The 23,449-nt window shown below is 64.7% G+C and carries 5 protein-coding genes; all 5 read right to left on the bottom strand.

What is annotated here, in order from left to right; genetic code table 11:
* Genes ACTJK9_RS00035 through ACTJK9_RS00055 form a run of 5 tightly spaced genes read right to left on the bottom strand, consistent with a single transcriptional unit; the run spans position 1 to position 23,092 of the window.
* Positions 1-207 (bottom strand): MbtH family protein, encoded by a 207-nt coding sequence (locus tag ACTJK9_RS00035; protein ID WP_007958563.1) that lies wholly within the window; start codon positions 205-207, stop codon positions 1-3.
* A complete protein-coding gene (locus ACTJK9_RS00040) occupies positions 200-883 on the bottom strand; it encodes a hypothetical protein (RefSeq protein WP_440811182.1) in 684 nt (227 codons plus the stop codon). Before ACTJK9_RS00040 ends, ACTJK9_RS00035 begins: the two co-directional genes overlap by 8 nt.
* Positions 880-9,978 carry an amino acid adenylation domain-containing protein gene (locus tag ACTJK9_RS00045; RefSeq protein WP_440811184.1) on the bottom strand — a complete coding sequence of 3,033 codons (9,099 nt, stop codon included), beginning with the start codon at positions 9,976-9,978 and terminating at the stop codon, positions 880-882. The genes ACTJK9_RS00040 and ACTJK9_RS00045 overlap by 4 nt, the downstream gene beginning before the upstream one ends.
* Complete coding sequence (locus ACTJK9_RS00050; protein ID WP_440811186.1) at positions 9,975-14,087, bottom strand: non-ribosomal peptide synthetase; 4,113 nt, start codon at positions 14,085-14,087, stop codon at positions 9,975-9,977. Before ACTJK9_RS00050 ends, ACTJK9_RS00045 begins: the two co-directional genes overlap by 4 nt.
* Positions 14,084-23,092: an amino acid adenylation domain-containing protein gene (locus ACTJK9_RS00055; protein WP_440811188.1), complete on the bottom strand. Its 9,009-nt coding sequence runs from the start codon at positions 23,090-23,092 to the stop codon at positions 14,084-14,086. The genes ACTJK9_RS00050 and ACTJK9_RS00055 overlap by 4 nt, the downstream gene beginning before the upstream one ends.
* Positions 23,093-23,449 lie beyond the last annotated feature (357 nt).

The raw sequence follows: 23,449 nt of genomic DNA on the forward strand, positions 1-23,449 counted from the left end.
TTATTGGAACGACGCTGATGACTGTTCGCGTAGCGAACGCGGGCGCATGTCGATCCAGTGTTCGTTGATGTAATCCAGACAGATTTGGCGTTCGCCGCGCATCCCCGCCTCGCTCCAGCCGCTGGCCATCGGCTTGCCCGCCGGCCACAGGGAATACTGACCCTGAGCGTTGATCACCACATCGAATTGCAGTTGTGCGTCATTCATGTCGTTCTCCTGTTGAACGGGATTGCAGCGTGGCCAGGCTTCGGTCGAGCCCGGCGGCGAGATGGTTGAGTGCGGCGTTTCGTTGTTCATCGGCCTGCGCGCAAGCTCCGACGTAAACCCGCACGGACGCCCCGCAAATCTGCGCACAGGTGTCTGCGTCGTCGTCCGCGAAGGCCCGGGCCGACACTTCGGCGTTGGCGCTGGCATGAGCCTGGGCAAACGCGGTGGCAGCGGCCTCGGTATTGAGTTGCGCGTAGTACTCGGCGAACGCCTCGGCATCGCCGAAGTGCTCGGCAATCATGGCGGTGTTGGCCGGTGCGAGGCCGTAGGTCAGCGCACTGGCGTGGGCCTTGGCGTACGCCGCGTCATAGGCATAAGCCTTGCGATACAGCGCCAGCAACACCGGTTTGAGCGTGGCCCGCCATTCGCCCTGACGCCCGAGCACGCCGAGTGCCGCCCGCTGATGCAGGCTTTGCAACGCGAGCAGCGCCTGTCGATGTTCCGGCAAGGCTTCGCCGAGCATCGGCAGGACCACGTCGGCCTGCCAGCGATGAAACAGCTGAAACGGCACATGACCCTGCAGTTGCCTCAAGCGCAAGGCCGCGTTCGGCTCGGCTTCGCACAATACCTTGGTCAAGGCCAGCCACCATCGCGGCATCGAGATCGGTTCATTCATGGCGCCGGCTCATCCGTACCGATCACCTCGGCCAGCAACCGCGCCCAGCGGCCCGCCACGATACCGTAGTGGTCGGTGTCCAGGGTTTGCCAGCTGCGCAACTGCGGCAGCAAGGCCTGCCAGTTGCGTTGCAGGTCGTCCGGGTTCCAGTCGTTGCCCAGCCCGTAAGGATTGGCGTGCCCGGCGATGAACAGCCGCACCGCCGTGGTCGCCAGCGCCGGCGGCTGGAAGTCGAGCATGCTGGTCATGTTGTTGCGACAGCACACCGTCAGCCGTTGCAGATACGCCTGACGTTCTTCGGCCATGCCCTGCCCTTCGACCTCCGGCCAGCGCTGGGCGAACTCGCGCTGGAACACCTGCTCGATGGTCTGCTCGTCGATGCCGGCCAGTTGCGCACCGGCATCCGGCGCGGGCGGGTCGATCAGGTACAACAACGGCTGCCTGAAGCCGTCGACCTGGGCCTGATGACACAGCGCCTGCGCCACCCATGCTCCGAAGGACCACCCTGCAAGGCGCCAAGTGCTGCCGTGCGGAAGATGCTCCTTGATCGCCGCCAGATACCAGCGTGCACGTTCCTCCACGCTGATGTTCGGCAACTGCGGCAGGCGCAGCGCCGGGTCGGCGATCACGCACACGCCCAGTTCCGCCGGCAGCGCCGAGACCAGTTCCCGATAGGCCTGAACATCGCCGCCCACCGGGTGGATCAGGTACAGCCAGTCGCGCCCGGCTCCGGCATGCCATTGATCGATCCGCACCGCGTCGTGCCAGCCGTGCGGTGCAGCAGGGGGCGCCTCTTCAACCGTGGCGGTCGAGACCAGCCCCAGCACCTCGTTCAGGCTGACCTTGTGGCTGAATTGCGACAGCTGAAACACCTCACCGGTGGCCGCTTGCAGTTCGTCGATCAGGTCGAGCAGCGTCAGCGAGTCCGCGCCCAGGTCGTACAGCGAATCGTCATCTTCCAGCTCGGCCACACCGAGCCACTTGCACAGGCACTCACGCAGGCGCGCCGACAGATCCACGCCCTTCGGCGCCTCGACCGCTGCAGCCACGGCACCATGGCGAACCGGATAAAACCGCCGCGCCGTGTCGATGCCGGTGGTGGAGATCAGCAGCTGCGGCAACTGCGTCGCCATCGCCAGATCGAACACCCGACAGCCCTCTTCCGCCGACAGGCCAACCGTCAGATGCTCCAGGTGCGCGGCGTCCCCACCGTTGCTGGTGGTGGCCATGCCGATGTCGCGCCAGATGTCCCAGTTGATCCCCAGACGCAGGCAAGCGTCGGCCGGGTTCGGGCGATAGTGAGTGAAGCCGTCGAGCACTCCGCTGGCCGCCGCGTAGTCCAGATGCCCCGCGCCGCCGAACAGTGCCGACATTGACGAGCAATACAGGACAAAACCCGGTGTCAGGTGTTCGATCAACGCCTCGACCGCCAGCATGCCGCGAGTCTTGGCGGCCATGGTCTCGGCCATTTGCCGAGGATCACGGTGGCGAATCAGACTGCCTGCACCGACGCCCGCCGCATGAATCACCCCGCTCAGGCGACCGTAACGAACGGCCAGTTGATCGAGGATCTGCGGCCAGCGCGGCAGGTCGGCGATGTCCGCTTTGATGCAGTCGATCCGCGAAGCGTAAGCCGCCAGAGACGCCGGCAGTTGCCCCTGACGCGAGAGCAGCACCACCCGGCGTGCAGGCGCCTGCAGCAGGTGTTCGCACAAGGTCCGGCCGATGCCGCCGCTGCCGCCCAGCACCAGGAATGTACCGTCTTCCGGCAGAAGCCCTGATGTCGTTGCTGGGCCGGTCAATGGCTGAGGCATCAAGCGTGGCTGCCACAGGTAACCATCGCGCACCGCCATTCGCCGAGGCAGTGAAGACGGATCGCCAAGCAGCGCTGCCAACTCGCCGGCGTGCGTTTCAAGTGGTGACGACGGCCAGTCCAGCCAGTGGCAACGCACCGGATATTCCTGCGGCACCACTTCGGTGATGCCGGCCAGCGCTGCCAGTTCGGGGCGCTGAACCTCGCCGTCTACCGGGCAAGCCTGCCATGACATCAACCACAACCGCAGCCGTGTCGTGCGCGGGTTTTGCCCCCAGGCCTGCATCAACGCACTGACCGTGTCCAGGCAAGCCCACTGCGCCAGATCCAGCGATTGCTCGTTGACCGCGCCCGACACCGCCAGCGGCAAGGCATGCAGCCAGTCGAGTTCGCCGAGTTCAGGTTCTGCAACCTCGGTGAGCAAGCGGTTGAGTGATTCAGTGTCCAGCGGATCAAGTTCGAAACGATCCGCGCTCAGGCGCTTGAAGCCATTGCCGGCACGCACGTGAATGACGCGTCGGTACACAGTGTTCAGGCTCGCCAGCAAGGTCGATTCCGGCGTTTCAGGGCTGCACAGAATCAGCACCTCACGGGATTCCGCCGTCGCTGTCGCGCTCAATCGCCGGGTGCGCACCCACTGGCGCTGGTGGAACCAGTCCGCCAGCGGTTGCCGCTCAAGGGCTGGCGCAGCAGGTTGGTTAGCCACGGGAGTCTGGAAACGATACGGCTGAAGATCGAACGACGACGGCGGCAAATCCCAGGGCGGCGGTGCCGAGCGCTGCGGCCACTGGATATTCGCGCCTTCGTACCAGGCGTCCAGCAGCTCCTGCGGCGATTGATCACGGGCGATCACCTGCGCGCTTGAGACCGTGACTTCCTTGATCGCTGTCGGCTGCAATGGAATGGCCTCACCCGTCCCACAAACCATTGCGAAGCGCCAGCGCAACTGCCGGCGACCTGACTGCAAGTGCCGCAGCAACGCAGTCTGCTGTTCCGGGTTCGCGTGCAGGTATTCGCGAATCGCCGCGATATCGCGCAGCAACTCCGCCCGGCTATGGGCCGAGATCATCAGCAGCGGCAATGTTTCCTCGACCGTTTCCTGCGCCGTGGGCGCAGCGCCGACGATGACATGCGCATTGGTCCCGCCAATCCCGAAACTGCTGACACCGGCCAGTCGCCGCCGTCCTTGCGGCCATGGCCGGGACGTGGTCGGCACGTAGAACGGTGAATGCTGCAGATCGATCTGCGGGTTGATCCGGCCAAAACCGAGGTTCGGCGGCAGCACGCCGTGGAACACCGCGAGGCTGGCGCGAATCAGCCCGACCACCCCCGCCGCCGCGCCCAGATGACCGATCTGGCTTTTCACCGAAGCCAATGCGCACTGACCGGCCGGCGCATCGCCGAAAGCCTTGGTCAACGCCGCAACCTCGATCGGATCGCCCAGCAAAGTACCGGTGCCATGGGCCTCGATGTAGCCGATGTCGGCACCGGCCAGCCCGGCCCGACTCAAGGCATCGCGAATGACCGCGCTCTGCCCGGCCACCGACGGTGCGGTGTAACTCATCTTGGCCCGACCGTCATTGTTCAACGCCGAGCCTTCGAGCAGCGCATAGATCCGGTCACCATCGGCCCGCGCCCTGGCCAGCGGTTTGAGCACCACGACGCCGTAACCACTGGCACCGAGGGTGCCGCTGGCGTCGTCGCTGAACGGACGGCACAGACCGTCGGCGGAAAAGATGTGCTGCGAGCGATGCCGGTAGCCCTCGGTCAGGGTCGGGTCGATCAGCACCCCGGCCGCGAGCATCACGTCGCTATCGCCCTGCCGCAGCATCGAACTGGCCAGGTGCACGGCGATCAATGAGCTGCCGCAAGCGGCTTGCACGCTGAGGGCCGGACCGTTGAGGTCCAGGTGATACGCGGCTTTGGTCGCCAGAAAATCCTTGTCGTGATGCAGCGCCAGCTGGAAGCCATCCGGCAGATCGTCGTCGGCGGTTTCGCGCAGCATTTGCTGGAAGTAAGTGGTTTCGCCGCAACTGGCGATCAGACCGATGCGCGGACCGTCCGCCGACGGAACGATGGCCGCGTGTTGCAGGGCCTGTACGCAGGCCATCAGCAGGTGCCGCTGTTGCGGGTCCATCAGGCGCGCTTCCTGGCGGCTGATGCCGAAGTACTCGGGATCGAAATCGAGCAGGCCCGCCAGTTGGCTGCGGGCACCGACCAGGCCTTCTTCGGCAGCAAAGTGCTCGATGCCCAGCCCATTGCCTTGCACCATGGCCCAGAACTCCGACAGGTTCTGCGCCCCGGCTACATTGACCGCCATGCCGATGATCGCCATCGGCTGATGACCAGCATCGGTTTGCCGTACCTGCTGCACCGCTGCCACTGGCGCGGTCGACAGATGCGCCGCCAGACGCCGCACCGTGACGTGTTCGAACAGATCGGCCATCGTCACCTTGTGCGGCAACTCTTTGGCGTAACGGCCGTGCAAACGCATCAGGCCGAGGCTTGTGGCGCCGGCCTCGAAGAAGGTCTGCTCCGGCTCGATATCACGGCCGATCACGGCCTGGAACAACTCGCTCAGTTGCCGCTCCAGCGCACTCAATTGAACAACCGGTTGTGGCGTGCTGCGCCGCTCCAGCGCCTCGCCCAGATTCGGCAAGGCCTTGCGGTCGATCTTGCCGCTGGGGGTGCGTGGCCAGCGGTCGATCCGTCGGTACTCATCGATTCGCACATGGGCCGGCAGCAGTTGCGCGACCTGACGATCCAGCTTGCCGGATGTCGCAGGTTCGCCATCGAGTTGCAGCCAGGCAATCAGCCGTGGCGGATCGGCCTGAACCGCGACCACCGCGTTGACCACTTCCGGCACCTGCATCAGCGCCGCCTCGATCTGCCCCAGTTCCAGGCGATGGCCGCTGAGTTTGATCTGCTGATCGTCACGCCCCAGGTAATGCAGGCAGCCTTGGGCATCGGACCACGCCAGATCGCCGGTGCGGTAGTACAAACAGTCGTCTGCCAGCTCGACAAACCGTGCGGCGTTCAGGGCAGGATCGGCCAGATAACAGCGGGCAACCATCGGCCCGGCCACCAGCAGATAGCCGCGAGAGCCGTTGGGCACCGGGCGGTCGTGTTCATCCACCAGCAGCAACCGCGCATTGCCGACGGCATGGCCGATCGGCGCGCGCAGTGGCCAGTTCCGCGCCACGGGCGGCAGGCGCAAGGCACTGACCACGTGGGTTTCGGTCGGGCCATAGTGGTTGAACAGCGACGCCTGTGGCATGCCGTCGAACCAGTTGCGCAGCGCATCGGTGCAGAGCAATTGCTCGCCGGCCGTGATCACCTCGCGCAACGCCAACGGGTAAATGCCCCGACTCACGGCGGTTTGCGCCAGATGCTGCAACGCCACGTACGGCAGGAACAGGCGCTCGATTCGCGCCTCGACCATGTAATCCAGCAACGCCTCGGCATCCTGACGCCAGCGCGGCGTGATCAGGTGATAGCAACCGCCGCCGCACAGGGTGCTGAAAATCTCCTGGAACGACACATCGAACGACAGCATCGAGAACTGCAGCGTTACCGCTTTCGCCGGCAACTGCCCCTCGGTGCGCTGCCATTGCAGCAGGTTGCACAGGGTGCGTTCCAACACTTGCACGCCTTTCGGTGTGCCGGTCGATCCGGAAGTGAACAGCGTGTACAGCGGCCGTTCGCCAGCGTGGCGTGGACGCTTGAATGTTCCGGCATCGGCGCGCAGATCAACCCGATGGGTGGCGAATCGTCCGGCGTTCAGGTCATCCAGTGCAGCCTTGGTCGCGTCGCTGAACAGCACACAAAGCGGCTGCGCCTGCTCCAGCACCTGACGCTGGATCGCCACCGGATAGGCGGGATCCAGCGGCACGGCGGTCAGGTTGAGTTTGGCCAGGGCCAGCAAGGCGACAATGTGCTCCACCGAGGCATCGAGGAACAGCACGACATGCAACGGCGCGTTCCCGGCCGGCAACGGATGGCGCTCGATCAGGTTTGCCGCCAGAGCATCGGCCAGCGCATTCAGCTCGCTGTAGTTGAGGCGCTGCTGGCCTTGAACCAGCGCGACCGCCTCCGGCGTGCAAAGCACTTGATGCTCGAACCCGTCCGCCAGTGTGTTGAACGGCAGCGCAATCTGCGGACCTTCGCTGGCGGGTGGCAGGCTGCGTCGATACGGACCGAGCAAATTTTCGAGGTTGGCCGCCGGGTTTTCCAGCAACAGATCCAGACCCCGGCGGAACAGCGCGTTCAACGCCCGCATCTGTTCGGCATCGAAATAGCTGCACTGATATTCCCACCAGCATTCCAGCTGCGAACCGCTGCCCACCATCAACAACGTCAACGGGCACTTGGCATGTAACTGCTCGTTGAATGCCAGCGTGGCGCGCAGGTTTGAGTCGGCCAGTGCGGCGTAGTCAGTGTTTTCCAGCACGAACATGAAGTCGAACAGCGAGGGGCTCGACGACAGCCGCAGGTCTTCCACCAGATCCGCCAGCGCCACGTCCTGCAACGCCAGCACTTCGCGCACGGTGGCGGTCTGTTTGCGCAACTGCTCGCTCAGGGTCAATGGGTTTTCAACGGCAGTGGGGATCAGCACGGTGTTGGCAAACATGCCGACGGTGTCTTCGAACTCCGCCAGTGGCCGGTTGGCCACCGGGCTGGCGATCCGTGGCCGCTCGCACCCGGTCAGGGCGTACAGGCTCCAGGCGAAGACACTGAACAGCACTTCGAAACGGGTCAGCCGTTGTTGGGTGCAAAAGCGCTCGAGGGCGGCGCTGCGCAGGGTGCCCAAGGGTTCGCGGTGCAGCCGGGCGTCGGGGCTGACCTCGCGCATTGGCATCAATGCAGGCGACGGTTCTTCCTGACGGCGATGCAATTCGGCGAGGGCGCGGCGCTGGTCGCGATAATGCGGATCGACGCTCCACTGACGCTGCCACTGGCCAAACTCCAGCGTCGTCAATCGGGCGACCGGTTGCAGGCTGTCGCAGCCTTGCAGGGCATCGGCGTAAAGCTGCGTCAGGTCATCGAACAACAGGTTCACCGACCAGCCATCGACGATGATGTGATGCAGGTTCAGCAACAGCCGGCAGCTGCCATCGGCGAACGGCAGCAGCCAGGCTTGAAACAGATTCGGGGTGGTCAGGTCGAACGGCGCGGCGAACACCAGCTCGGCGAAAGCCTGCCAGTTGTCCTCGGTGAAATGCCCGACCGCGAAGGTGCGACAGGTCGGCCCCTGCTCGGCGATTACTTGATCGAGTCCGTCGGCACCCGCCGCGAATGCCGTGCGCAATCCCGGATGACGCTGCACCAGACGCCCCAAAGCCTCGGCCAGTGCCGCAACTTCGACACCTGCCGCCAGATGCAGAATCAGCGGCACGCTGTAGGCGGTCGAGGTCGGCGAGCGTTGTTGCAACAGCCACAGGCGGCGCTGTTCGGCGGTGGCCGGCAGGCGTCTGGCGCTGCTGATCGGAGGCGCGGGTGGGTAAATCGACTCGCCGTTCGTCTCACCGCTCAGTTGTGCGGCCAATGACGAGAAAGGCTCGTTGAGCAACGTATCGATGGCGATCTCTCGCTGCCAGTGGACACGAATCGCCGAACGCAGGCGCAGCGCCTTGAGCGAATCGCCGCCACTGCCCAGCCAGTCGTCCTGCGCGCTCAGAGCCGGTTGGCCGAGCAGCGAGCGGGCCTGACTCAGCAACCAGTCCAGCGCCGGTGAAGCGTTTTCGTTATCCGTAGCCGCCAGGACTGGATGCCACGGACTCAACCCTTGGGCCAGCAAGCCATCACGATCGATCTTGCCATTGGCCGTCAGCGGCAGGCGCTCCAGCAGGAACAGCTGATGCGGCCGCATATACGGCGCCAGTTGTGCCCGCAGATGGTTTTCGAAGGCGTGATAGTCCAGATCCCCGCGCGGCACGATGAACGCCAGCAACTGATGATCTTCAGCCGCCTGACGCCGGGTGCAGACGTACACCTGCGCCACGCCCGGATGCTCCAGGATCCGTTGCTCCACCTCCCCCGGTTCGATCCGGAAGCCGCGAATCTTCACCTGCCGGTCGACCCGCCCCAGGTACTCGATCAAGCCTTCTGCATTGCGTCGCACCAGATCACCGGTGCGGTAATGCACCTGCGCGCCACCGTCGAGGTCGGGCAAACGGACGAACTGGCGAGCAGTTTCTTCGCGCCGGTTGCGGTAGCCACGGGCGACACCGCTGCCACTCAAATACAGCTCGCCGACCTCGCCCGCCGGCACCGGGCGTTGCTGCTCATCCAGCACCTGCACGCCGGTATCCGGCAACGGTCGGCCAATAGGCGCCGAGTCACCGGCAAAATCGCGGCTGATCGGCCAGCACAGGGCAAACGTGGTGCATTCGGTGGGACCGTAGACGTTGAAGATCCGGCAGCGGCTCTCAGGGTTGGCCCGATACCAGCCGCGCACGGCGGCAGCGCTGATCTGCTCACCGCCGATCAGCACCTGACGCATGCTGGAAAAGCACGACGGCCACTCGGCAATCAACGTGTTGAACAGCGACACGGTCATGAACAGATTGTCGACCTGGGTGCGCTCCAGCACCTCAGCCAGTCGACGCGCGTCCAGCACGTCCTCGTCGGCGATCATCACGCAGCAACCGCCATTGAGCAGCGGCGCCCACAGTTCGAAACTGCACGCATCGAACGCCGGGTTGGACAGGCAGGCGAAGCGGTCCGTCGGGCGAATCTCGATATAGCCGTCGGTGTGCGCCAACCGCAACAAGCCACGCTCGCCAACCTCGACCGCTTTTGGCGTGCCGGTGGTGCCCGAGGTGTAGAACAGGAACATCACCTCGGCAAAGTCTTCGGCCAGTGTTTGCGGCGGAGCGTCCGGCTGATCGAGCAAGGCCTCGACGCTGGTTTGCCACAGTGAAGGCGACCACGCCGATTCTTCGCCCAGGGTAATCAGACCGACACACGCCGCATCCGCCAGCATCAGTTCCCGGCGTTTGCGTGGGCTGGCGCGATCCAGCGGCACCACCACCGCGCCGACTTTCAGGGCGCCGATAATCGCTGCCAGCCACTGCCAGCAGCGCGGCATGCACAACGCCAGCGACTGGCCGGGCTCGACGCCGCGCGCCAGCAACCCTCGGGCGATGCGCTCGCTGGCGCTGGCCAGTTCGGCGTAAGTCAGCGTGACCGATTGATCGATCACCGCCGAGGCTTGCGGATTACCCGCCACTTGCTCGGCAAAACGCGCGAGCAATGGCCTGTCATTGGACGCACTCATCATTTCGCCTCCTGCGCGTCGAAGCGTTGCAGCTCCCGACGGATGATTTGCGAGACCCGGTGGATTTCCGCGCTTTCAAGCATGTCCCAGTGCCCGCCGCTGACCAGTTTCGCCAGATAGCCGCTGCCCGCGCGGCGACGCCAGAAGCCACGCAGTTCATGCAAATGATGGCGGCTGAAATCTTCCCGCGCCTGGATCAGCACCACTCGACCGGCGCGCGGCGCGCACTCATAGGCGGCCATGGCCAGGCGGTTGTGGTTGTAGATGTTGAAGTAGCGCTCGACCTGCGCGTCCTCGATGCCGGGGTACATGCCATTGAAACGCACCAGTTTGTCGCGAAACTCGGCCATGTCCACGGTGCCGATCTGTTCGCGGAAACCCGGATCGTCGCTGCCCTGGGTGTCGAGCAGCACCACCGTCACCTGACGATGTCCCGCCGCCGTCAACCGCCGCGCCATTTCATAGGCCACCAGGCCGCCGAACGACAGTCCGGTGAGGATCAGCGGTTGCTCCGTCAGCGGTTCGATCTGGCGCAAGTAAGCCTCGGCCATCGCTTCGACCGTCGGCTCGGTGCTCTCCCCCGGATTCAGTCCCGGCGATTGCACCCCGTACACGCCGGCTTCATCCGGCAGCACCTTGGCCAACGACAGATAACAGAACGCCGTACCGCCCGCCGGGTGAATGCACACCACGTTGTGCTGGCCGCTGCCGCGACGGAATTCGATCAGGTTGCTCTGGGCCAGCGCCGGATTGGCCCCGACCCGCAGCCAGCCGCCCAGCGCTTCGATGGTCGGGTAGCTGAGCACCACGCGCACCGGCACTTCGACCGCGAACTGCTGGCTGATTTCATGGGCCATTTTGATAGCAGCAATGGAGGTGCCGCCGACATTGAAGAAGTTGTCGCGAATGCCGATCTGCGGCGCCAGCAACAGGCTTTTCCAGATCTGGTACAGCGCCAGTTCGATGTGATCGCGCGGGCTGCTCAGATTGACCTGACGATTGACCAATTCCTCGTCCGCCAATGCCGTCAGCGCAGTGCGATCGACCTTGCCGTTGGCAGTCAGCGGCAGCGCGTCTAGCCACAGATAGCTGCCGGGGATCACCGCTCTGGGCAGGGTTGTCGCCAGATGGGCGTGCACCGCTGCTTCGTCAACGGGTTCGGCCACCACACAGCAGGCCACCAGCCGCTGATCCTGTGCCGCTTCGCCGACCATCAACACCACGGCGCTGCGGATGCCGGGAAACGCTTCGAGCCGGGCTTCAATTTCGCCCAGTTCCAGGCGCACGCCGCGCAACTTGACCTGAAAATCGTTGCGACCGAGAAACTCCAGCTGACCGTCCGGGCGGTAGCGCGCCAGATCGCCGCTGCGATAGAGCCGATCCCCCACGACAAAGGGGTTGTCGATAAAGCGCTCGGCACTGAGCTGCGCCAGCCCCAGATAACCGCGGGCCACACCGACGCCGCCTATGTGCAGATGCCCGCTCACACCCACCGGCACCGGCTGGTCGTGGTCATCGAGCACGTAAAAACGGTTGTTGGCAATCGGCCGACCGATCGGCAGTTGCCGGGCCGGCACCTCGGCGCCGGGCTCCAGGGTCCAGATGCTGTTGATCACCGTGGTTTCGGTCGGGCCATAGACGTTGTGCAGCCGCGCATGGGGCAGGCGCTCCTGAAAGCGCCGGGCCAGGGCTGGCGGCAGCTCACCGCCGCCGCTGAACACATCGGTCAGCGACACACACTGACTGACCTCGTCGACTTCCAGAAACAGCTGCAACATCGCCGGCACGAACACCAGCGCCGTGACCTTCCGTTCGCGCACCTCGCGCGCCAGATAGGCTGGTTCGTAATGCCCGCCGGGTCGCGCAATAACCAATCGCCCGCCGGTTGCCAACGGCCAGAAGGTCTCCCAGGCCGAAGCATCGAAACCGAACGGGATCTTGTGCAGCATCGCCCCTGCTTCGCCGCAGACCTGCAAACACCACAGCAGCAGATTGCTCAAGCCACGGTGGGCGACCATCGCGCCCTTGGGCAACCCGGTGGTGCCGGAGGTGTAGATCACGTAGGCGAGATGGTCCGGGGTGACGCCGACATGGCGCGGATCAAGATTGTCGGCCGCCAACGACGCCCAGCTCGCGGCATCTTGTTCGAGGTCGAGAATCGGCGCTTCCCAGGTCGAGCCTTGCACGGTTTGGCGCAAAATCCCGTGCGCCGAGCCGAGGGTCAGCAGCACCGCCGGCGTGCTGTCGCCGAGCATATGACTCAGGCGCCCCAGCGGATAATCCGGATCCAGCGGCACGTAAGCGCCGCCGGCCTTGAGCACCGCCAGCAACGCAACCGGCAACTCCAGCGAGCGCTCGATGCACACCGCCACGCGCACGTCCGGGCCAACGCCCAAGGTGCGCAAGTGCCGCGCCAGCCGATTGGCTTGGGCATTGAGCTCGGCGTAGCTCAGGGATTCGCCCTCGAAGACCACTGCGCAGGCCTGAGGGTTGCTCGCGGCCTGCGCTTCAACCAGTTGATGCACGCAGGGCGTCGCTTGCGTCAGCGGTGCGGCGCGGTTGAAGTCCACCAGCACCTGCTGGCGCTCAGCCTCGTTCATCAACGGCAAGGCATTGATCGGTTGCTTGGCGTCGGCGGCGATCTGCTCGAGCAAGTGACGGTAGTGCCCGCTCAGGCGTTGAATGGTCGCAACGTCGTAGAGGTCGGTGTTGTATTCCACCAGCAGGTCCAGCCGCCCATCCCGCTCGACCCATTCGAATGCCAGATCGAACTTGGCCGTGGCACTGCTGGTGCCGTACGGCGCCAGTTCCAGGCCAGGCATCTGCACTGCGTTGCCCGGGGTGTTCTGCAGCACCAGCATCACCTGGAACAACGGCGAATGACCGGGATCGCGCGGCGGGTTGACTGCCTCGACCACGCTGTCGAACGGCACGTCCTGATGGGCGTGGACGTCGAGCATCTGGCCCCGGACTTCACGCAACAGCTCGGCGAAGGTCTGCTGCGGATTCAGGCGCTGACGTAGCACCAGCGTATTGACGAAATGGCCGATCAGCGGCTCGACTTCCGGGCGATTGCGGTTGGCGAACGGCGTGCCGATGCACAGGTCCTGCTGACCGCTGTGGCGCCACAGCAGCACCGCCAATGCGCCCAGCAGCACGTTGAACAGCGTGCCCTGAGTCTGCCGGGCCAGCGCCGTGAGTTCGCGCAAGGTGCCGCCATCGACGGAAGAGCTGAACGTGGCCCCGACATAACGCTGCACCAAGGGTCGCGGCCGGTCGGCGGGCAAGGTCGACAACAGCGGCGCGTCGTCCAGGGTGCGGCGCCAGTAATCGAGCTGAGCGTCCAGCGCCGCACCGCCGACGCGCTGTTGCTGCCAACAGGCGTAGTCAGCGTATTGCACCGGCAGCGGCGCAAGCGTCGGGGTTTCGCCACGCAGATAATCGCCGTACAACGTGGCGACTTCGTGCAGGATCACGCCCATCGACCAGCCGTCGGCGATGATGTGATGCACGCTGTACAGCCACAGGTATTCATCGTCGGCCACGCGCAGTAACGACGCCCGCAGCAGCGGCCCGCTGGCCAGGTCGAACGGCGCCCGGGCATCCTGTTCGACGGCGAATCGCACCTGTTGCTCACACTCGTCGGCAGGCAATTGGCGCAGATCCGTCACCGACAACGACAGCGGCATCGACGGGTGCACCACCTGACGCGGTTCACCGTCGACGCGGCAAAACGTCGTGCGCAGGATTTCGTGGCGAGCCACCAATTGCTTCAGCGCCCGCTCCAGTTGCGCGACGTCCAGCCGGCCCTTGAGCGTCACCGCCGTGGGCACGTTGTAGAACGGGTTGCCGGGTTCCAGTTGATCGAGAAACCACAGTTGCCGTTGCGAGAATGACAGCGGCCAGTCCGTTTGGTCGTCGATACGCCGGGGAATCGCCGCGTCATCGTGCCCGCCGAGCAAGGCGATCAGTTCCTGTTTGTGACGTTTGAGCGCCAGGGTCAGTTCTTCGGTGAGAAACCCGCGCGGCGCCTTGCAGCGCAGCCTGTCACCGTCCACCTCGAGCACCACGCCATGGCGAGCGAACAACGCCAGCAATTGATCGGCATTCATACTTCGAACTCCTCCATGTCTTCATCGTCCAGGCTGGCGGTAGCAGGCTCGCTGGCAAACACCTCGACTGGCGCGCGGTGTTGTTCATCGGCCGTGCGCAGGCCGCCGATCATCGAGTAGATCAATTCATGGCTCGGCCCGAGGTCGAACAGCGTCTTCAGTTGTTGTTCCTCGACAGAGCCGATGCCGCAAAGGCCCAGGCCGTGCTCGACGGCGGTCATGCTCAGCAACTGGGCCATGGCGCCGCTTTCGATGTGGCAGAAGTCGCGGCTGCGCTCGCCGTACAACGGACGAATCGCCGCCATGTCGGCGATGAAAAACAGCGAGAACGCGGCGCTCTCATACACCGGACGGTTGACGAAATAGTCGTAGGTGTCCGGGTCGAGCGCTCCGCTCTGGAGCGCCAGCAGACGATGCTGGCGGGGATCGTAGTAATACGCGCCGCCGGGCACGCCGAGCACGCGATCCGCTTTGATGTAGAGGTAGGCCTGAATCGGGTACAGCCCGCCCGCCGACGGGAACTGGTATTTCACTTCGCCGTCGAGTTGCCCCTGGGCCAGCGCTGCCAGTACGTGCGCGAAGGCCTGGGTGGCGATCGGTTGCCGATCGTATTGACGCACCGAACGGTAATCGCTCAAACGTCGGGCGAAGGCCGGGTCTTGCGGCAGGTCCAGCGCCAGCGCCGGCAGGGTCTGAGCGAAGTCGCGGCGTCCGCGCTGTTCAGCCTTGAACTGCGCCCGCTGCTGGGGATCTTCGATCATGTCCTGCGCGGGCTCCGGAGCCTGCTGCACGTTGCCGAGCAGATCCTGCCGCGCCCGGTTCTGGCGGTACATGCCAAGCAAATGCAGCAGCGTCGGTTGGGCCAGCAATTGCGCCACGTGCGGGCGGAACTGCAAGGCGCCGGACAACGCGTTGCTGATCCTGACGATATCGATCGACGTTGCGCCGAGGTTCAGCAGATTGGCGTTGGCGGCAATGGAATCGCGCTTGAGTACGTCCTGCACGATTTCCACCAGCCGTTGCTCCTGCGGGCCCTCGACTTCGAGCGCCGGCCCTTGTTCCTCGATCTGCTCCGGTTCCGGCAGGCGTTTCTTGTCGACCTTGCCGTTGGACGACAACGGCCACGCTTCAACAAAGGTGAACGACGGCGGAATCATGTAGGCCGGCAGTTTGTCGCTCAGGTACGCGCTGAAATCGCTGGCCTGCAACGCCGGATCGGCCTTGAGCACATAACCCGCCAGGCGCTTCTCGCCCAGCGTGCTGCCCAGAATCCGCACCACCGCGCTCTGCACGCCGGGATGGCGATTGAGCGCAGCTTCGATCTCGCCCAGTTCGATGCGATAGCCCTGGACCTTGACCTGATTGTCTTCGCGACCGAGGAATTCGATGTTGCCGTCCGGCAGCAAACGGCCCAGGTCGCCCGTGCGATACAGCCGCTCGCCGGTCAGTGGATGATCGAAGAAACTGCCCGCGCTAAGTTTTTCATCGCGCCAGTAACCTTTCGCCAGACCGATACCGCCGATGTACAGCTGCCCCGCGACCCAGGTCGGGCGCACTTGCAGCGCTTCATCCAGCACGTAGAAACGCTGATGATCGAGGGCCTTGCCGTAGGGAATGCTGCGCCACGCCGGGTCGACCTGTTGCACCGGATAGCAGATCGACCAGATCGACGCTTCGGTGGCACCGCCCAGGCTGATCAGTTGCAAACCCGGCTGCAAGGCCCAAGCCCGTTCGGGCAGAGTCAATGGAATCCAGTCACCGGACAGCATCGACACCCGCAGGCTGGCGGGCAACGTGCCGCCCTCGCCCTCTACGTACTCGACCAGCATGCCGAGCAGCGCCGGCACCGAGTTCCACAGGCTGACCTGATGACGCTTGATCAATTCGAGCCAGTGCGCCGGATCGAGTGACAGTTGCGGTTCGAGGATGACCACCGCCGCGCCCACCGCCAACGTGCCGAAGAAGTCATAGACCGACAGGTCGAAGCTCAGCGACGAGATCGCCAATACGCGGTCAGTCGGGCCTACGGCAAAGCGCCGATTGATGTCGAGCAAAGTGTTGACCGCACCGCGATGGTCGATCACTACGCCTTTCGGCTGACCGGTGGAGCCCGAGGTGTAGATCACGTAAGCGAGGTCGCTTTCGTTCACCTGCACGGGTTGCAGTGGCAAGGCATCGTTTGAGACTTCATCGGTCACGGCAATGGCCGTGACCTGCGCTGGCCATTCGATCTTGTCGAGCAGCGCCGGTTGGGTCAGGGCCAGGCTCACCTCGGCCCGTTCCAGAATATGCCGCAGCCGTTCCGCCGGTTGCGTCGGCTCAATCGGCAGGTAAGCGCCGCCGGCATACAGAATCGCCAAGGTCGCGACCACCTGCTCCCAGCCGCGTTCCATCACCACCGCGACCAAGCGGTTCGGCAGCACACCCTGCGCTTGCAGTCGGGCGCCGAGTCGGCGAGCCTCATTGCGCAACTGGGCGTACGTCAGCTGCCGCGTGCCGATCACCGCCAGTGCATCCGGTGTAGCGAGGGCCTGACGTTCGAACAGTTCGTGCATCAACGGCAATGTTTGTTGATTATCGACCGGCGCTGGCAACCGCGCCTGTGGCAGAAGTTGTGGCGTATTCGCGCCCCAGGCTGCCGGCTCGCAGAGGCTATCGAGCAGGATGTTATAGGCGACGAACATCTGCTCGATCATGCCTTGCGGGAACAGTTCGTCGATGCTGTCCCAGTTGAACAGCAGGCGCCCTTCCAGCTCCAGCAACGTGTGGTCGAGCCACACTTGCGGGGTCTGGGTGATGCTGTGCATGTGCCGGGCGTTCAACGCGTCGGCGAGGTTGAATTCGGCCAGCTCCGGCGCCGCCTCCGAGAGCGTGCTGTTGAACACGATCGGCATCGCCGTCTGCTGCACGCCCCGGGCCTGGGACAATTCGCGCAGCACCCGCACGCCGCTGACCACCGAATGGTCGATGTCGCGCCACAGTTGCGCCTGCACCGCGCGGGCCTTGTCGGTGAAACTCAGCGCCCCGTCTATGCCGACTTCCAGCAGCACCAGCGAAGTGAAGTCGCCAATGATTTCGTCGACATCGCTGTGCAGCGGCATGCGGTTGAACAGCGGCAGGCTCAGGGTGAAACGTGGGGTGCGGCTCCACAGCGCCAGCACTTCGCTGAACGCGGTCAGCAGCATCACCGACGGCGTCACCGCAAACTGTTTGGCCACGGCTTTGAGCTGCGTCCACTGCGCCGCCGACATGTCGCGGTCGCGGCGGGTGAAGTGCGGGTTGGCGATGCTTTCCGGCTGGCGTACCAGCGGCAGGTCCGGCGCCGGGGCCAGAGTGGTCACCCGCTCACGCCAGTAGCCCAGCGCCTGCTCGTAACGGCGGCCATTGCGCAGCTGTTGTTCGGCCAGCACATAGTCGCGGAAAGTCAGGCCAGGTGCCGCCAGTTCCAGGTTCGGATCGACGTAGAACGCCATCAGTTCGCGGGCGAGAATCTGCGTGCTCGCGGCGTCGACGATCAGCGCGTCGAGGCTGATGTGCAAATGGGTGATGCCGTCATCGAGCAACGACAGGCTGAACTCGAACAGCGGCCAGCGACTGGCATCCAGCACCTGATGGGACTGGCGTTCGCGGGTCGCTTCCAGCGTGCGCTGCGCCTCTTCGGCGGGTAAACCGCGCAGATCGCTGCGAGGCATGCGATAGGTCGGCACCTGCGCCAGCACTTGTTGCGTGCCGTCGCTGAGGAACACCACGCGCAGCATGTCGTGGCGCTGGATCATGCGATTCAAGGCGTGTTCGAAACGTTCGGCGTCGAACTCGGGAATGCGCAGTTCTTCGTAGCCGTGAGCGCTGACGCCACCGAGGCTGACCGTGGCCTCGCGCCCGAACCAGTAGGCTTGCTGGATATCGGTCAGAGGGAACGGTTCATGTCGATTACTGCGATCCGGCTCGATCTGGATAAATGCCGGTTCAACGCTTTGCTCTTCACGCGACACCTGCGCCGCCAGATCCAGCAACACCGGAGTCTGGAACAGACTGCTCAGGGACAGTTGCGCGCCCATGCGCTGGTTGATCGCGTAGATCATCCGCGTCGCCAGCAGCGAATGGCCGCCGAGGTCGAAGAAGTTGTCGTGGATGCCAACCCGCTCGCACTTGAGCACTTCGGCCCAGATCTCGGCCATTTGCCGTTCAATGTCGTTGCGCGGCGCTTCGTAAGTCGCGCCGGCGCTGCGTTCCGGTGCCGGCAGCGCCTGGCGGTCGAGCTTGCCGTTGCGGGTCAGCGGCAATTGCGACAGGCGAACCCAGGCACTCGGGATCATGTGTTCGGGCAACTGGCGTTGCAGTTCGGCACGCAGGCATTCAGGGGTCGCGGTGCCGACCACATAGGCCACCAGACGCTTGTCCCCGGCCACGTCTTCGCGCAGCAACACGGCGGCTTCCTGCACGCCGGGTTGTTGGTGCAACAGGCTGTCGATCTCACCGAGTTCGATGCGGAAGCCGCGCACTTTCACCTGTTGGTCGATGCGTCCCAGGTACTGCACGTTGCCGTCGGCCTGGAATTTCGCGAGGTCGCCGCTGCGGTACATCCGTGCGCCCGGCTCGGCACTGAACGGGTCCGGCAGGAAGCGTTCGGCGGTCAGGTCCGGGCGGTTCAGGTAGCCCCGGGCCAGGCAGGCGCCGGCGATGTACAACTCACCCGCCACGCCGACCGGCACCGGATTCAGATATTGGTCCAGCACATACAGCCGCGCGTTGGCGATGGGACGGCCGATGGGCGGCGCGTCCGGCCAGGATTCGGCCTCGTTGCAATCGAGGCTGAACTGGCTGACCACATGGGTTTCGGTCGGCCCGTACTGATTGTGCAGTTGCGCGCCACCGAGCCCACGGACAAAACCACGCAGCTCGTCATTGATTTGCAGGGCTTCACCGGCGGTGATGATTTCGCAACCACCGGCCGGCATCGGTGCATCGGCCTCGGTCAGGCCGGCGAGTTGCTGCAACACGGCGAACGGCAGGAATGCCCGCTGCACGCCTTCGGCCACCAGGGTCGGGCACAACGCGGCGAGGTCCTTGCGGCTGTCTTCGGTCATCAGCAACAGGCTGCCGCCCTGACACAGCGTGCTGCAGATTTCCTGGAACGAGACGTCGAAGTTCAGCGAGGCGAATTGCAGGACGCGCTGCGGTGCGATGCCCTGATCGAGTTGCCAGGCGATCAGGTTGTCCAACGCGCGACGGTTGTGGGCCACGCCTTTCGGGCGTCCGGTGGAGCCGGAGGTGTAGAGCACGTAGCCGAGGTGGTCCGGGCTCACCGTGACCTGCGGATCATCCGTCGGGTGTTGTGCCCATTGCGCTGCGTCGGTGTCCAGGCAGCAGATTTTCGCCTCGTTGGCCGGCAGCCCGGCCATCAGGCTCGATTGCGTCAGCAGCAAGGTCGGCGCCGCATCGCTGAACATGAACGCCAGACGCTCGCTCGGGTAAGCCGGGTCGAACGGTACGTACGCCGCGCCGGCCTTGAGGATCGCCAGCAGGCCGATGACCATTTGTGGCGAGCGTTCCAGGCACAGGCCGACGCGATGCTCTGGGCCTACACCTTGGTCGATCAGGTAATGCGCTAGGCGGTTGGCCGCGCGATTCAGTTCGCCGTAACTAATTTGCTCACGATCGGCGAGCAGCGCCACGGCGTGGGGCGTTTGCCGGGCAAGGGTTTCAAAACGCGCCACGCAACCGGGCAACGACACGGTATCCCGCGCGGTGCGGTTCCAGTCGTGAACGATCTGCTGGTGTTGCTCGGCGTTCAGCAGCTTGATCGCGGCCAGCGACTGCTCGCTGTCCTCGACCATCTGCGTCAGCACCCGACGCAGGTACTCGCCGAACTGCTCGACGGTGCCGCGCTCGAACAGCCCCGAGGCATATTCCAGGCCACCGACGATCTGCCCGTCACGCTCACTGAGTGCCAGTTGCAGATCGAACTTGGCCACGTGGTGGCTGCTCTCGACCGGCGTAACGTCGAGCCCGGTCAGCAGCAGATCGGAATCCTGATCCTGCTCCCAGGCAAACAGCACCTGGAACAGCGGACTGTGGGCCAGGCTGCGCGGCGGGTTGAGCAATTCCACCACTTGCTCGAACGGCAGGTCCTGATGTTCCTGAGCCTCCAGCGCCACTCGCCGCGCCTGTTGCAGCCATTGCGCCACGGACGGCGTCCCGGACTGAGTCATGCGCAGCGCGAGGGTGTTGACGAAGAAACCGATCAGCCCTTCCAGTTCCTGCTGTGGACGGTTGGCCGACGGCACGCCGATCACCACGTCGCTTTGCCCGGAAAGACGCGACAGCAGCAGTGAAAAACCGGCCAGCAGATTCATGAACAGCGTGGTGCCTTGCTGCATGCCCAGGGCTTTCAGGCGTGCGGTCAGAGCGGCGTCGAAGACCAGCGGGACGAAGCCGCCGAGGTAATTCTGCACGGGCGGGCGCTTGTGATCGGTCGGCAACTCCAGCAGCACCGGCACGCCGCTGAGGGTTTCGCGCCAGTAACGGCTTTGCTGCTCCAGCACGTCGCCGGACAGCCACTGCTTTTGCCACACGGCGTAATCCACGTACTGCACGGGCAAGGGCGGTAGCGGATCGTCGCGATCCAGCAACGCCGCTGCGTACAGCTGACCGAGCTCGCGGGTGAGCACGCCCATCGACCAGCCGTCAGAGATGATGTGGTGCTGGGTCAGCAGCAACACATGGTCGTCCGCTGCCAGCCGCAGCAGGCTGACCCGCATCAACGGGCCCCGGCTCAGGTCGAAGGGTCTGGCGCCTTCCTCGTCGATCAAGCGGCTCAGGCGTTCTTGCGCATCGAGCCCCTGCACGTCAGTCACCGTCAGCCGGACACTGTGCGCAGGCGGCGCAACCCATTGCCGCCCTTCCCCTTCAACGGCAATGAACGTCGTGCGTAGCGCCGCATGACGCGCCACCAGTTGATTGAAGCTGCGTTCCAGTGCCGGCACGTCCAGCGAACCGCGCAAACGCAGGTTCAACGGCATGTGATACGCCGCGTTGCCACCCTCCATTTGTGCCAGAAACCACAGGCGCTGCTGAGCAGACGACAACGTTTGCGCGCCCGTGCGTTCAAGGGCCGTGATGGCCGGGCGAGCCGCCGCCTGACTGGCTTGCAGCCGTTCGGCGAACGCCGCCAGAACCGGCGCGGCAAACAGCGTCGAGGGCGCCACTTCCAGCCCCAGCGCATGACGAACCTGCGCCAGCACCCGCATCACCAGCAGCGAGTGACCGCCGAGGGCGAAGAACTGATCCTGACGCCCGACCCGCTCCACGCCGAGCACGTCGGCCCAGATTGCGGCGAGCGCGGTTTCCAGCGAGCCTTCGGGTGCCTGGTATTCCTGCTGATCGAACGCCTCGACGTCCGGCGCCGGCAGATTTGGGCGATCGACCTTGCCGTTGGCAGTCAGCGGCAGTGCATCGAGACGCACGAAAGCGGTCGGCACCATGTAGTCCGGCAGACTGCTTTGCAGCTGTTCACGCAGCGCGCGCGGGCTCAGCGTTGAGTCTGGTTTTTCGCAGTAGTAGGCGACCAATCGCGGTTCACCGGGACTGTCTTGGCGCAGCAACACCACGTTTTCGCGCACGCCCGGGATGTCCGCCAACCGGGTTTCGATTTCCCCCAGTTCCAGACGCAAGCCGCGCAATTTGGCCTGGGAATCATTGCGGCCGAGGAATTCCAGTTGGCCGTCGGCCCGGTAACGCGCCAGATCGCCGGTGCGATACAGACGCTCGCCCGCCACGAACGGGCTGTCGATGAAACGCTCGGCGGTCAGTTGCGGCAGGTTCAGATAACCGCGCGCCACGCCGACGCCACCGATGTACAGCTCACCGGCGCCCCCGTCGGCAACCGGTACGCCGTCAGCGTCGAGCAGGTAAATCCGGGTGTTGGGCAGTGCCCGGCCGATGGGCAGCACTGGGTCGATCTGGCTGTTTTCGGTGAGCTCGAAACAGGTGCTGTCGATGCTCGCTTCGGTCACGCCGTAGGCCTGGACGACCTGCACGCGATCACCGCAAAGCCTGCGCAATTGCCGGGCGCTGTGGGCGGTCCAGATGTCGGAGCCGCAGACCACGGTGCGCAGGAACGACAGGTCGTGGCCGGTCTCTTCGACCCACGCCAACAGTGGATTGAGCAGCGCCGGGACGAAGTCGGCAAAGCCGATGCGCGCGTCATGCATCAGGCGATACAGGGCCGGCGGGTCCATCAGGGTGTCCCGTGGGCAGAGCACCAGCGTGCCGCCAAAACCCAGTGCACGGATCAGGTCGGCGCTGAACACGTCGAAGGAAAAACCGGCCATTTGCAGGTGGTTGATCGGCTCGCCCAACTCATAGAGTTGCGCCCAGTCAGCGCTCACCGCAACCAGCCCGCGATGCTCGACCATCACGCCTTTCGGGGTGCCGGTGGAACCGGAGGTGTAGATCACGTAAGCCAGGTGACGGGGTGTCAGGCCGATCGCATGCGCGTCGGGGTTGTCAGCCGACAGCGCAGCCCAATCGCGGGCGTCGGCCAGATCCAGCAGCGTCGGGGTGGTCGCCGACTGTTCGAGCGCTGCCCACAAAACACCGCGCGCCTGGCCGTGGGTCAGCACCACCGGCGGTGCGCTGTCGGCCAGCATGTGCGCCAGCCGCGCCTGCGGATAGGCCGGGTCCAGCGGCACATAGGCGCCGCCGGCCTTGAGCACCGCGAGTACGCCGATGAGCATCTCCAGCGAACGCTCCAGACACAGCCCGACCCGCACGTCTGGCCCGACCCCGAGTTTGCGCAGCTGATGGGCCAACCGATTGGCGCGGGTGTTCAGTTCACGATAACTGAGCGCCTTCTGCTGCCAGCGTGCGGCGATGGCCTCGGGGTTGCGCAGCACCTGCGCCTCAAACAGGCCGTGCACGCACAGGTCTGCATCGAACGGTTTCAAGGAGCAAACGTCGGGCTGCGCGGAATTCGTCCCACGCAAGGAAGTGTTATCGAGCATCGGAGGCTACCGTCCATGACTACTTTATTTTTGTGATCAGGCCGGGACAGAAATGCCCCGCCAGTCAGGCCCCGGCATCAGATGCCGGCACGGTCATTCGAATTCAGGAGGATGGCGCGGCGCGCGCGTGCAGACTCGCGTTGAACGCGGGCACACGGAGAAATTCGGGGGGAGACAGGCTGGAGAAAAACGCCGCCGCGCGGTCGGCGCAGGCAACTGGAAAGTGGGCCGGATCGTTGGCGACAGACGTCGCCTCGTTCATTGCATCGACGATTGCAAACCGCGTGACCAATTGAAACCTCGACTTCCATTTGAGGGTCAACGACGAGGAACAACCTGCGCGGGGATGACAGCGCC

The organism is Pseudomonas sp. 22082 (genome assembly GCF_052046055.1).
GTDB classification, from domain to species: domain Bacteria; phylum Pseudomonadota; class Gammaproteobacteria; order Pseudomonadales; family Pseudomonadaceae; genus Aquipseudomonas; species Aquipseudomonas pharyngis.

Coding starts and splice junctions, on each gene's coding strand:
- ACTJK9_RS00035 (WP_007958563.1), bottom strand. CDS start 207: ATGAATGACGCACAACTGCAATTCGATGTGGTGATCAACGCTCAGGGT.
- ACTJK9_RS00040 (WP_440811182.1), bottom strand. CDS start 883: ATGAATGAACCGATCTCGATGCCGCGATGGTGGCTGGCCTTGACCAAG.
- ACTJK9_RS00045 (WP_440811184.1), bottom strand. CDS start 9,978: ATGATGAGTGCGTCCAATGACAGGCCATTGCTCGCGCGTTTTGCCGAG.
- ACTJK9_RS00050 (WP_440811186.1), bottom strand. CDS start 14,087: ATGAATGCCGATCAATTGCTGGCGTTGTTCGCTCGCCATGGCGTGGTG.
- ACTJK9_RS00055 (WP_440811188.1), bottom strand. CDS start 23,092: ATGCTCGATAACACTTCCTTGCGTGGGACGAATTCCGCGCAGCCCGAC.